The organism is Fodinibius halophilus (assembly GCF_011059105.1).
In the GTDB taxonomy this organism is placed as follows: Bacteria; Bacteroidota; Rhodothermia; order Balneolales; family Balneolaceae; genus Fodinibius; species Fodinibius halophilus.
The window spans coordinates 297,483-310,643 of sequence record NZ_JAALLS010000001.1; the positions used below are offsets into that span (position 1 = coordinate 297,483).

The 13,161-nt window shown below is 44.1% G+C and carries 13 protein-coding genes; 1 reads left to right on the plus strand and 12 read right to left on the minus strand.

What is annotated here, in order from left to right:
* The first annotated feature begins 3 nt into the window (after positions 1–3).
* Complete coding sequence (gene rnc, locus G3569_RS01125) at positions 4–747, plus strand: ribonuclease III (protein WP_165265213.1); 744 nt, start codon at positions 4–6, stop codon at positions 745–747.
* Positions 748–978: 231 nt separating this feature from the next.
* Here the strand turns inward: rnc and dnaB are convergent, their stop codons facing one another.
* The 12 genes from dnaB to G3569_RS01185 form a co-directional block, all read right to left on the minus strand.
* The gene (gene dnaB / locus G3569_RS01130; protein ID WP_165265215.1) at positions 979–2,502 is read right to left on the minus strand and encodes a replicative DNA helicase; all 1,524 of its coding nucleotides are present in this window, start codon (positions 2,500–2,502) and stop codon (positions 979–981) included.
* Positions 2,503–2,612: 110 nt separating this feature from the next.
* Positions 2,613–3,479: a uracil-DNA glycosylase gene (locus tag G3569_RS01135; RefSeq protein ID WP_165265217.1), complete on the minus strand. Its 867-nt coding sequence runs from the start codon at positions 3,477–3,479 to the stop codon at positions 2,613–2,615.
* Between the two features lie 3 nt (positions 3,480–3,482).
* Positions 3,483–4,817 carry a tRNA (N(6)-L-threonylcarbamoyladenosine(37)-C(2))-methylthiotransferase MtaB gene (gene mtaB, locus G3569_RS01140; protein WP_165265219.1) on the minus strand — a complete coding sequence of 445 codons (1,335 nt, stop codon included), beginning with the start codon at positions 4,815–4,817 and terminating at the stop codon, positions 3,483–3,485.
* 191 nt (positions 4,818–5,008) lie between these two features.
* A complete protein-coding gene (gene nuoH, locus G3569_RS01145; RefSeq protein ID WP_165265221.1) occupies positions 5,009–6,028 on the minus strand; it encodes an NADH-quinone oxidoreductase subunit NuoH in 1,020 nt (339 codons plus the stop codon).
* Positions 6,029–6,041: 13 nt separating this feature from the next.
* Entirely contained in the window at positions 6,042–7,778 is a 1,737-nt protein-coding gene (locus G3569_RS01150) for an NADH-quinone oxidoreductase subunit G (protein WP_165265223.1), read from the minus strand.
* Positions 7,779–7,859: 81 nt separating this feature from the next.
* Positions 7,860–9,149, minus strand: a complete 1,290-nt coding sequence (gene nuoF, locus G3569_RS01155) for an NADH-quinone oxidoreductase subunit NuoF (RefSeq protein WP_165265225.1) — start codon at positions 9,147–9,149, stop codon at positions 7,860–7,862.
* Positions 9,149–9,700, minus strand: coding sequence for an NADH-quinone oxidoreductase subunit NuoE family protein (locus tag G3569_RS01160; RefSeq protein WP_165265227.1), 552 nt, complete (start codon positions 9,698–9,700; stop codon positions 9,149–9,151). Before G3569_RS01160 ends, nuoF begins: the two co-directional genes overlap by 1 nt.
* 71 nt (positions 9,701–9,771) lie before the next feature.
* Positions 9,772–11,064: an NADH dehydrogenase (quinone) subunit D gene (gene nuoD, locus G3569_RS01165; RefSeq protein ID WP_165265229.1), complete on the minus strand. Its 1,293-nt coding sequence runs from the start codon at positions 11,062–11,064 to the stop codon at positions 9,772–9,774.
* Between the two features lie 8 nt (positions 11,065–11,072).
* Positions 11,073–11,585 carry an NADH-quinone oxidoreductase subunit C gene (locus tag G3569_RS01170; RefSeq protein WP_165265231.1) on the minus strand — a complete coding sequence of 171 codons (513 nt, stop codon included), beginning with the start codon at positions 11,583–11,585 and terminating at the stop codon, positions 11,073–11,075.
* A 1-nt stretch (position 11,586) separates the two neighbouring features.
* On the minus strand, positions 11,587–12,069 hold the full coding sequence (locus G3569_RS01175; RefSeq protein ID WP_138429480.1) for an NADH-quinone oxidoreductase subunit B: 483 nt from the start codon (positions 12,067–12,069) through the stop codon (positions 11,587–11,589).
* A gap of 21 nt (positions 12,070–12,090) precedes the next feature.
* Positions 12,091–12,468, minus strand: coding sequence for an NADH-quinone oxidoreductase subunit A (locus tag G3569_RS01180; RefSeq protein ID WP_165265233.1), 378 nt, complete (start codon positions 12,466–12,468; stop codon positions 12,091–12,093).
* A 194-nt stretch (positions 12,469–12,662) separates the two neighbouring features.
* On the minus strand, positions 12,663–13,037 hold the full coding sequence (locus G3569_RS01185) for an Mth938-like domain-containing protein (RefSeq protein WP_165265235.1): 375 nt from the start codon (positions 13,035–13,037) through the stop codon (positions 12,663–12,665).
* Positions 13,038–13,161 lie beyond the last annotated feature (124 nt).

The window sequence follows — 13,161 nt, forward strand, 5'->3', positions numbered from 1 at the left end:
TTAATGTTCGACAGACTCAAATCATATTTTAAGAATGATATAGAGTTAACACCTGAACACGAGCAAAGAATTGAAGATTTAGAGGGGATTATCGATAACACTATCGATAACCCCTCTATTTATATTAGAGCACTTCGGCATCGTTCTACTTTAGAGGATGATAATTTCACGAGCACCGATTCTTATGAACGATTAGAGTTTTTAGGAGATGCTGTTCTGGACCTTATCGTAACGGAGATCATTTTTGATCTTTTCCCTGAAAAGAATGAAGGTTTTCTTACTAAACTGCGGGCCAAACTTGTGAAAGGAGATAGCTTGGCTATGTACGCACAAAACCTGGAGCTCAACAACTTAATGCTTCTGGGAGAACGAGTGAAAGGGCAGGGAGTTGAACAGTCAAAAAGTGTGCTGGCCGATGTTTTTGAAGCTCTTACTGGGGCTATTTACCTAGACTTGGGCTATAAACCTACTTCCGATTTTGTTCGAAGGGTTATTGAGGGATATGTGGATTTTAAGACCATCATTAACTCGCTGGACAATTATAAGAGTTTACTTTTAGAGTTTGCCCAGGCAGAACGAATGGAAATTCCTACCTATACTGTAATTTCTGAAGAAGGTCCCGGCCATGACAAGACATTTGGCGTAGAAGTTCTTGTAGATAATAAGCCGATTGCCCGTGGAAAGGGTAAAAGTAAAAAAGAGGCTGAACAGAAAGCAGCCCGAAAGGCACTCGAGAAACTGCAGTAAATTCACACTTCCTTTTTTAAAAGATATACTATATTGTACCTCCTCAATAAATTGGATCTTTTCTACCAAGATATTGCAATAAGATATACTAAAAAGAGGATTTCTGGCGGATAATTAATCCTCAGAACAGTACCACAAGTATTTATAGCAAACCCATTTAAAAAGTAAGCAAAGAGGTTGTTCCACGCTATTGCAGTAATAGTTGGTGTTACAGCAGTTTCAACAAATTAATTAGAAAGGTGCTTCGCCACCACCGGGATCATGTCCCATAGGGGGAGGACCACCACCATCATCGTCGGAACTACCGTTGCTCCCATTATTATCATTATTGGGCTCACCAAAAGGACCAGTATCAGCAGTAGTCAGGTTTTCAAAGCGGGCATAATCTTTAACGAAGTAAAGTGGTACACTTCCTACCGGACCATTACGTTGCTTTCCAATAATAAGTTCGGCGAGGCCTGCTGTAGACTGTCCCTCCGGAGTTGTCTTAATGCCATAGTATTCAGGGCGATAGAGGAAACAAACAACATCGGCATCCTGCTCAATAGAACCGGACTCACGCAGGTCACTTAGCTGAGGTCGTTTATCACCGCCTCTTTGTTCCACCGCACGACTCAGCTGAGATAATGCAACAACAGGCACATCAAGCTCTTTGGCCAGTGCTTTTAAACCACGAGAGATAGCGGCTATTTCTTGTTCGCGAGTACCAAAATCTCCGGTAGCGGTCATCAGCTGCAGATAATCAACTACAATCATTCCGATATCGTGCTCACTTTTAAGACGCCGTGCCTTAGTTCGCAGCTCCATAATACTGAGACCGGGCGTATCATCAACAAAAATATCCGCAGTAAACAGACGTCCTGCAGCATCAATAAGTCTTTTGAACTCTTCATCATCGAGCTGACCAGACCGTGCAGATTGAGCATTAATTCTGCCTTCCATCGTAAGCAAACGCTGTACCAGCGATTGGTTTGACATCTCAAGACTAAAGATCGCTACCTTCGTTTGTAGCTTTTCATCCTGGTGCATTGCAGCATTTCGGGCGGTAGTAAGTACATAAGCCGTTTTACCCATCGAAGGTCTCGCCGCAATAATGATCATATCTCCCTTTTGCCATCCGGCCGTCATTTTATCGACATCCGTACCCGTAGGAACACCGGTAATACCGGCTTCTTTTCCCCGGATATCTTCTAAGTAGGAGAGGGTATCTTTAAGTACATCACCAATTGCTTGTGCCTGGGAACGCTGCTTGGAGTTTGCGAGGTCAAAAATACGTTGTTCTGCCTTATCTAATACATCGTAAGGATCTGTAGCACTATCATAAGCATCTTTAATGATTTCGGTACAGCCACGTATTAAATTTCGTTTTGTGGCCTTCTCAGCAATAATTTGGGCGTGATAATCGATGTTTGCAGCAGAACTCACCGAGCGAGTCAATTCTGATAAATATCCTGCGCCGCCACAGGTATCCAGCAATTCTTTATCCCGAAGCTCGTTTTCAACCGTGAGCAAGTCGAGCGGGTTGTCGCGCTCGTAAAGGTCATGTAAGACTTCGAAAATGTGTTGGTGGGCGGGTTTATAAAAATCTTCTTTGGAAAGCATCTGCAGAGCTACCGTTGCCGCCTCATGTTCAATAAGCATAGAACCCAAGACCGCTTCTTCTACTTCTACGGCCTGTGGCGGAACGCGCCCTTCCTGTTGTATAATACCTGAATCAGAATTGTTACTATAGTTTGATCCTTGTTGTGCTGCCATCCTAAATTATATCACCAATGAATATTACGATGAGAAGAGGAATTTCCAAGTTACAAAGTAAGAAATGAGTCTGTTAGAATGAAGAAAAAACCGCGATCAAATTGTAAAAATTACGGTTGGCCTCCGAGTTCGTCATATCGCTTCCGCAGAAGTTTAACATCTTCCCAGGTAGGGCGTTTCCACTTGGCATGTCGCAGTAACGCTGCGGGGTGATAGGTAGCTAACAGTTCGTAGTTTTCGCGGAAATTATGAAATCGACCTCGCATACTGGAAAGCGAAGAGTTTTTGTCAAGCAATGTTTGTGCGGAAACCTTACCGAGTGACAAAATGAGTTTAGGTTCAATAAGGTCGATCTGTTTTAGTAGAAAGGGGAGGCTACGCTGCCGTTCTTCAGGCTTGGGATTCCTATTATTAGGCGGCCGGTGTTTTAGAATATTAGCGATATATACATCTTCGCGTTCGAAATCTATGGCAGCTAATATTTTATTTAATAACTGTCCTGCTTTACCAACAAACGGTTCTCCCAGTCGATCCTCTTCAGCCCCGGGCGCTTCACCAATTAACATCAGGTCGGCATTGGGGTTACCCACTCCAAATACGAGCTGGGTGCCTTCAAGATCTGTGCGAAGTATATCAGCTTTTTTACAAAGGGCTTCTAGTTCTTGTAAAGAATCACAAGCGTCTATGTAGTCTTGTACTGTCTTGGGTTTATCATCCTCAGCAGGTTCTTGTGTTGACTCCTTTGGCTCTGCTGATGAGGAAGGCTGTGTTGTTGATCCGGTATTACTAGCTTCAGGCTCTTCTGCCGTATTTTGTTTCTTCTCTTGTTCGTAAGTCGTATCAGCCGGCTGTTTGGTATCAATATTCTTATCGGCTGAGGAGTCCATACCCAGCGAGAATTCTCCATATACCTCGCGCTCCCGTTCTATAAAGGATATGATATTCTCGATAAGTTCTTCTGGAGTTGAGTCAGCCATAGATTACCCGACGAGTTCTGCAATTACGTTTTGTTCTTCTTTTGCTTCCGGGGTTAGCTCACCGATAAGGTACCCATCTTTGGAGCGAGCTCCCAAGCGCACGGGTAAAATCCGGTTTTCATATTGGGGATTATAAGGGATGCCAACCCGAACATAATTATCAGTCCAGCCCAACATAGCCCCATTGTGGTCAGCTCCTTCAAAAAGGACCGGGCGCACTTCATCTTTGAAAGAGGTATCAAAATCAAAACGTTTCTTTTCAGACAGGCGTCGCAATTTATGGGTACGTTCTTTCCGGACGCTGTTTTGGACATTAGGTTCAATATCCAGGGCATGGGTATTTGGACGTTCGGAATAGGTAAACACATGCAGATAGGAAACCGGCAGATCCGCGATAAAGTCAAAAGATTCTTGAAACAGTTCCTCGGTTTCCCCGGGGTGCCCGGTTATAACATCGACGCCAATGGCAGCATCGGGCATCAGGTCTTTTATTAGTTCCACACGTTCACGATAAAGCCCTGACTGGTAACGACGGCGCATCAACGCCAGCATTTTATCACTCCCGCTCTGAAGCGGCATATGGAAGTGAGGCTGAATTTTATCGGATTCTGCAGTGAAATGTATAATATCTTCATGCATCAAGTTGGGTTCAACAGAAGAAAAACGGATACGTTCAAGCCCGTCAACCTGATCTAGTTCTTGTAACAGCATAAAGAAGTTTTCATCAGTTCCACGCCCGTAGTCACCTGCATTTACACCGGTTACTACTACTTCTTTGAATCCTTCTTCAACAAGAAGTTCAGCATTTTTGATAACCGATGAGATTTCGGGACTTCTGCTTTCGCCCCGGGCCATTGGGATGGTACAAAAGGAACAGTTATAGCTGCAACCATCCTGTACTTTCAGAAAAGCGCGTGTGCGGTCATCAGCAGAAAAAGCATTATGAAAATCTACTGCTTCATTAACGTCAGAGTTATAGACTATTGGATCGGTACGCTTTTCAAAATCATCAAAAAGTTCCAGGAGCTTAAATTTGTTTTTAGCTCCTAATATGGCATCCACCCCGTCGATATCAGCAATTTCATCGGGTTCGAGCTGCGCATAGCAACCAATGACGGCAACAAAAGCGTCGTTGTTACGACGCAGGGCTCGTCGAACGGTGCTTCGGCAGGTTGCATTCGCACTCTGTGTTACTGAGCAGGTATTTATGACGTAGATATCGGCTTCATTTTCAAATTTCGTAATATCATAGCCTTCTTCTTCGAAATCACGCTGAATAGCCATGGTTTCGGAGTAGTTAAGCTTGCAGCCGAGTGTTTTAAAAGCAACTTTTTTCATCGATCAGTAATTAGCTCGAAATTGATGTGGATTATAATAGTACCGAGCAGTGGTATCAGAACAGCAAAAGATACAAAATAGCAGTAAAAATATCGACGTTATCAGGCTGTCCGTCTAGTACCGTTTAGTATAAAAATAAAAAGGCCGGTAGACATTAATGCCTCCAGCCTCTTTTAAAGTCTTTATGGATATTATCCGAAGTAGTGATGGCAGGCGAAAATGATAATAGCGAGTCCCAAGAAGTTAAAGATGCTTATTGGGAGCATTCGTTTCCATCCCAGCTTCATCACCTGGTTATACTTGAATCGTGGAATTGTCCACCGTACCCAGATGTAGATAAAGCCCCAAATTAGGGTTTTAAGCGTGAAGACCGAGACATCTAAAATCATTTTTGCTACTGAGCCGGCCTCAGGAAGTAATGACTCATAATATCCGGCAAAGGGCAGGTGGTATCCGCCAAAGAAGAAAGTGGTAATAAGCATACTGCCGATCATCACGTGCATATATTCGGCAAGGAAGAACATCCCAAACTTCATTCCGCTGTATTCAGTGTGAAAACCACCAACAAGTTCCTGTTCGGCTTCAACAAGGTCGAAAGGAGTACGGTTGGCCTCAGCGAAAGCCGCTACAATAAAGATAACGGCTCCAATAGGATTGCGGATGATATTCCACCATGTTTCTTGGGAATTTACAACATCGATCATGCTAAGAGATCCCGCAAAAAGGATACAGGAAGCGACGGCCATTCCCATTGGCAGTTCGTAACTGATCATCTGGGCGGCGGCACGCAATCCACCAAGCAAGGAATATTTACTGTTAGAGGCCCATCCTCCAAGGGTAACTCCATAAACTCCTAGGGAGTTAACAGCCAGCAGATAGAGCACTGCTGCGTTAATATCAGTGGCATACAGCCCATCCCCAAACGGGATCACCGCGACTGTCATCAGGGCTGTAATAACGGGGATCATCGGGGCAATGGCATGTACCGTCTTAAACCCTTTGGCAGGAGTGACATCCTCTTTAAGAAGAAGCTTAACCACGTCGGCTATAGGCTGGAGTAATCCAGCAGGACCAACACGATTAGGACCGTAGCGATTTTGGATAAAAGCAGAAACACGCCGTTCGGCATAAACAGCAAGTGCTGCAGAGTTAAGTAGCATAAAAAGTGCTACTCCTAAAACTATATATGATGTAGTAGTTACAGGCTCCATTGAAATATTTTATTTACGCTTGTTTTACTTCTTCTTGTTTGATCGGGAGCTGAACGCCATTTTCTTCGTCCATCCGTTCGTATGAAATATCACTGAGCATATCGAACTGCTCGCTGATATCAGCAAAAACATCTCGAGAATGATTATAGCTAAAGTCAAGATTGATACGCTCTGCCAGTTTATTCAGGAATTGCCACACGGGTAGGCAGTCTACTTTATTCTCTTCGCTAACCCAGTTGTCAAAATTGGTTCCGTAACGATCGAGACGTCCTTCAGACATCTCAAGGTTGAGACGTCGATTGGTATACTTGGTCTCTTTAGCAGGGTAGGAGCGTTGAATACGACCATCTACATTTACGTAACTGGCAGCATGTTCGGCTATACAGGTAATAGGAATAACCAAGTCTGATACATTAGTGGTATCGTTTTCGTTGGTTGCAAAAGAGATGGTATATGAATCATTTAAATCTGCCGCAGAAAGAACTTCTCTGCCAACGAGATCATCAGAAAGAATTATAACAACCTTTGCCCCTGATACTGCTGATTGTAAGCTATTGCTGTCGGCTTCGTCTAAGTTTATTGCCCGACAACCATTTGTATTCGGTGCCTGGTCATCGGTTATCAAAAAGTCATCACCGGCACCGGGAATTACATCTGGAGTAAACTTGGCATTAGAAGAACCCAGCAGGTTGAAAAACTTATTGAAAGCAAAGTTTTCTTCAACAGAAGCATGGGGGCTGCCCACTGTTAATATATCATCGGCTTCATGAGCATCCAGCACTTCGGCAAATGTCTCAATGGCATTATTCCATGAAGTATTGGACTGATTGTCACCGTCGAGCTTAATAGAAGGTCTATCAGCGCGGTTTTCATTAAACAGCTTATAGGCTTCACGTCCGGCATCGGGCATCCAGTAATCGTTCACTTCATCATTTTCCCGAGGTGTAATACGCAATACTTCATTATCGCGAGTCCAAAGATCAACATTGCATCCTTTTCCGTTGGTAATATCGATACTTGGGGTTTGATTCATCTCCCAAACACGTGCTTTAAAACGGAAATCGGTGGATGTGAGTGCACCGACAGGGCAGATGTCTACCGTATTCATGGAGTAGGGATCATCAAACTCTTCTCCGGCTGCGGTCTGTGGATAATTATCGTCACCACGCTGGACAATAGTAAGCTGATTGGTTTCACTAATTTCTTCAGTAAATCGAACACAGCGGGTACAGTTGATGCATCGCTCCGCGTCCATAGTCACACGGGGACCAAGCTCAACACGCTTGGGCTTATGTACCTTTTTAACTTCAAATCGGCTGCCTTCAGGTCCATACTTATACGTTTGAATCTGTAATGGACATTCACCGGCCTGATCACAAATAGGGCAGTCAAGCGGGTGATTAACAAGAATAAACTCTAGATTATCCTTTTGAGCCCGGGCCACTTCTTCCGAAGTTTCCTGGGTGTGCACCACCATGCCATCCTGTAAAGGAGTAGAGCAGGAGGTTTGTGGATTGGGAAACCATCGAATTTTGCGGTCCCCGTTTTCATCGTGTTCAAATTCACCTGTTTCACGATCTTTAACAGGCGTACCTACCTTAACCATGCATTGACGACAGTTAGCCGGTATCGACATGGCTGGGTGGTAACAAAAGAAGGGAACTTCCAATCCCTGATCCAGGATAAACTGGAGCAACATTGGCTTTCCTTCAAATTCGTAACGTTTACCGTCTATAAATACTTCAGGCATCGATTTATCTATTTATTTTTTGGACGCTTTTACAAGCGACTGTAATATCAAAATTTCAATAACCAAAATGTAAGAACAGGATCACGCTACAGCGTGAGTAGATTTCTTACACCGTGCTTCAAATTCGTCTCTAAATCGGTTAATCGTATGGCGTACTGGCCATACAGCAGCATCAGCGAGGGCACAAATTGTACGCCCTTCCATCTGATTACCGACATCAAGAAGCAGGTCAAGATCCTTCATTTCCCCTTCCCCGTTCTTGATCTTAAGTAATACTTTTTCAAGCCAACCGGTACCTTCACGGCATGGGGTACACTGTCCGCAAGATTCATGGTGATAGAAATGGGCAATTCGCCATAATACATCAACCATATCGGTATCTTCATCCATCACAACCATACCTGCCGTTCCCATCATGGAACCGGCATCTTTAAGAGAGTCAGAATTCATGGTAACTCCTTCAAGTTGGTCGGCACGAAGTACCGGGGTTGAAGATCCTCCGGGAATAAGTGCTTTCAAATCTTTTCCGCCGCGAATACCGCCGGCCACATCATTAATAAGTTCCAAGACCGGAACGCCTGTGGGATATTCATACACCCCGGGCTGGTTTACATGTCCCGAGATACCGTATAGTACCGGTCCGGGATGTTCTTCTGCGCCGAGATCACTGTACCATTGAGCCCCGTTATTGATTACAAGCGGGACATTGGCAAGCGTTTCGATATTATTAATAGTAGTGGGGCGTCCCCAAAGTCCTTTTTGAGCAGGGAAGGGGGGCTTAACACGCGGATAGCCTCGCTTTCCTTCAAGAGATTCGAGCATCGAGGTTTCTTCGCCGCAGATATAGGCGCCGGCACCGTAGGTTACCTCTAAGTCGATGGATATATCCGTACCCATAATGTTTTCACCGAGATATCCTTTTTCATAGGCATCATCCACGGCTTTTTGGAATTTTTCTACCCAAGAGATGTATTCGCCACGAATATAGACGTAGATCGTGTCGATCGTCATGGCATAAGCCGCAATTAATGCCCCTTCAATAAAGAGGTGCGGGTTGAATTCAAATATTTTTCGATCCTTGAATGTACCCGGCTCAGACTCATCGCCGTTACAGGCCAGATAGCGCGGACCGCCATCGGGATCGGGCATAAAGCTCCATTTTAAACCGGCATTGAAACCGGCACCGCCGCGACCACGAATATTTGCCTGTTTTACTTCATTGACGACATTATCTCGCGACCATTCATTTTGGTCATTTAAAATCTTTTTCAGAGCGTCGTATCCGCCATTTCCCTCATATACCTCAATCTGTTGCAGATTGGGAATGTCAGGAATAAGAAGCGGTTCGAATGATTTCCAGTCTTGAGCCATTATTCAGAAGCAGCTTGATTTCGTTTTTCTAATTCCGGCATTGCCATCGATTCAAATTCGGGCATCTTACCGTTTTTCAGATTGTCAATAAGAGTGTCAACCTTTTCTTTGGTGAGGTTATTAACATATACTCCATTCGTCACTTGTAGCATTGGAGCATATCCGCAGGCACCCAGGCATTCTACTGATTGAATGCTGAACATGCCGTCATCGGTAGTTTCACCGGCCTCTATACCAAGTTTCTCTTCCAGATGGTGCAATATATCGTACCCACCACAAAGCTGGCAGCTAAGACAGGTACATACATCGAGAACAAATTTTCCTTTCTCCTCTTTATAGTACTGTGTGTAAAAGCTGGCGACGCCGTGGACGTGCGACTTGGGAACATCAAGTGTTTCAGCAACCAGATTTTGCACCTCAGGTTCCACGTGCCCATATTTGCGTTGCGCTACCCACAATACTTGCAGTGTAGCTGCCTTGGCCGTAGGAAACTTGGCCTTAAGTTGTTCTATTTCTTTAAGTTCTTCTTCTGTGAATGACAGTTCAGCCATTAATCTATCTTATCTTAAGTTTTGAAATTGGACATTGGCTTGAGCCGGTGTCCAGCTTGCAATCGTAATTTCTACTTATCTGCCTCACCCATTACCGGATCAACACCACCAATAATTACAACGGTGTCGGCAACCATCTCGCCATCCAGCAGATCTTCAAGTGCTTGTAAGTTCTTAAAGGATGGGGAGTTGATCTTTAGTCTCCAAGGGTGACCGGTTCCGTCACTTTGAATATAGTATCCGAGCTCACCTTTGGGGCCTTCAACAGCATGGTAGGCTTCTTCGCCTTCCGGAGGACAAATACCGGTATCGGTCATCATAAAATCATGAATCATTCCCTCCATAGAATAATATACCTCATCTTTAGAAGGATAGGCCTGCTTGGCATTATCCGTTCGTACGGGCCCTTTAGGTAATTTATCAAGGCATTGACGAATGATGCGAATACTTTCGTGCATCTCTTCCATCCGCACGTAGTAACGTGCCAGGTTATCGCCTTCCAGACGGGTGGGTACTTCAAAGTCTACTTCGTCATAGCGAGCATAGGGTTCAAAATCGCGAAGGTCATATGCATAGCCTGAGGCTCTGAGCGTAGGTCCGGTAGCACCAATCTCAAGGGCTCGTTCCGGAGACAAAACGCCAACTTCGCGATTACGATCAAAGAAGATACGGTTTCGATCCAGCAGCCCGTGAAAGTCCTTTAGTTCTTGAGGGAACTCATTGACAAAATCTTTAATCATGGCCATTGCATCATCCGTAAGATCATTGGCCACACCACCTATGCGGGCATGCGAAATCGTGAATCGGTGTCCTCCGATATTATCAAAAATGTCGTATAGTTTTTCACGTTCTCGGAAGGTCCATATAAAGAATGATACGGCTCCCGCATCCATTACCATGGTACCTAACCAGAGTAGATGCGAGGAGATACGTGCCAGTTCACATCCAATCATTCGGATATAATGAGCACGTTCCGGTACTTCAACATTGGCAATTTTTTCAACAGCCGTACACAATGCTACATTGTTGCTGTAAGGGGATAGGTAATCCATGCGATCGGTATAAGGCATGAATTCCTGATACGTTTTATTTTCGGCAATTTTTTCAACTCCGCGGTGAAGATAGCCGATATCGAGCTTGGCTTTTTCAATAAGCTCACCGTTAAGTTGAAGGATTAAACGCAGTACCCCGTGCGTTGCAGGGTGCTGCGGACCCATGTTAAGTATCATTTTGGTACCCAGAGGATCTTCGTCATCCATCTTTTCGATGGTGGTATGCTTATCCTCAAGAGCTTGGTAAAGCTTTTCCTGATGCTCTTTAAAAAATTTGGGATCTACTTGATCCTTAATGTGTTTGGTGTCCATAAAAAAGGCTACTCAGTGTCAGGCGTTGTACTTGGTAATTCAATAGAGCCGGGAATACCCAGAAGAGGAAATTCTTTGCGCATTGGAAAGTAATCGAAGTCTTCGGGCATAAAGATACGGCGGAAGTCGGGGTGTTCAGTAAAAGTAACACCGAACATGTCATAGACTTCGCGTTCAAGCCAGCTTGCAGCTCTCCAGATATCAGCAACCGAGGCGATTTCTGGATTTTCTTCCGGCAAGCGTGTTTTTAAGAAAAAGCGTTCCCGGTCGCGCAACGAAATAAGGTTGTAAGCAATTTCAAAGCGGTCGTTTGATGTGAAACGATCGATGCCGAAAAGATCTGTTAAATAGATAAAGTGTTGTTCTTCTTTCAGATACGTACAGATCTCAACAATAGCATCGGACTTTACCTGAATAAAGGTATCGCCGCTTGATTGGTATACTTCGATGAAGGAGTCCGAGAACTGCTCGGAAAGTCCATCGACTACGTTTTGAAGTTTTTCTGATAGTTCTAAATCCATATTAGGTATCGAGCATTACAGAGTGTTCGGTACGAATTTTATCCTGAATCTTCATAAGGGCATGCAAGAGGGCATCAGGTCGGGGAGGGCAGCCAGAAATATAGGCATCAACAGGTAAGAAGTTGTCGCAACCTTGCACAACACCATAGCAACGGTGCATCCCGCCGGTAGAAGCACAGGCTCCCATAGCGATACACCATTTAGGGTCGGGCATCTGGTCCCATATTCTGCGGATAGCATGAGACATTTTATAGTTGACCCATCCGGCAACGATCATAACATCACTTTGGCGAGGAGAGAAACGCATTACCTCCGAGCCAAATCGAGCCGCATCATATTTAGGGCCGGCAAAAGCCATCATCTCAATAGCACAGCAGGCCAATCCCATCGGCATAGGCCATGCGGCATTAGATCGTGCCCAATTCGTTAATGTATCAATTTTTGTGGTGAAGTAACCGTCACCAAGAGAGCTTTCAATACCCATATAAGTATAGGCTTAAATTAATCAGTTAAACATTCCTTTTTTCATATCCCAGTCGAGCGTTCCTTTTTTGATCAGATAAATAAGACCAACATAGAGCTCTAAGATAAATATAATCATCGATACGAGCGTTCCCAGTCCGTAATCTAAAAAGTTAACTGCCCAGGGATAAATAAATACAACTTCGAGATCAAAAACGATAAAGGCGATTGCCACCAGGTAAAAGCTGATCGAGTAACGGTCGGCTGCTTCGCCCACGGGATCCATGCCGCTTTCATACGGATCCAACTTATTTTTGTTGGGTCGGAAAGGACCAAGAATTTTTGATAATGTCATTAGTAGAACCGCTAAAACAATAGCGACTCCGGCAAGAATTACGATTGGTAAATAGTTAGAAAACATCAGTCAATTTCAGTTTATTTGGATCAGTCGGAAATTAGGGGCAATCGCTCGTAATGTCAATGAAATCAAGGTGGGGAATATAGGATTTCTGATACTCAAAACATATAAATTTACCCCACCTTTCTTATTTAAAATGAGTTTAAACACGCAGGTTTAGTACCGTGTTCTGCTGCCTGAACAAGGTAAGGTGCGTTTTAGCATGTGGAATGAATAAGTGCTCCAACAGGAAGGTTCGTTCTGAGGTCATTATATTTTTGTTTGGCCTGTTCGGTTTCCAGAATATGGAAGTCAATATTGCGTTCGTTGAGATACTTTTTAGTTTCTTGGCAAACTTGCAGGCGTTCATGAAAGCCCTGCGATAATATAACGATTTCTGAACCACGCTCTAGCAGTTCCTCGACATCAGCAGGCTGGATACCGGGCACATGATGGGTGCCGGTTTCGTTCCAATCCCACTCTCGGGAACCACTCGGAAATAGCTTGGCATCTTTATGTGTTCTGCGGTTGCTTAGGGTGACTTTTCCCCACTCAATGGAATGAATTTTAGGAGATTTTTTTTTAGGTGCCATGATACGGGTGATTTTGGTTTACTTTTTAGTAAACATTTAGGTCAAAAAATCCGTTTATTATAAGGTACTATCAAAGTTTACGGGTACCATAAAAATCAGTAAATTTGTTTCTAAATAAAATTAT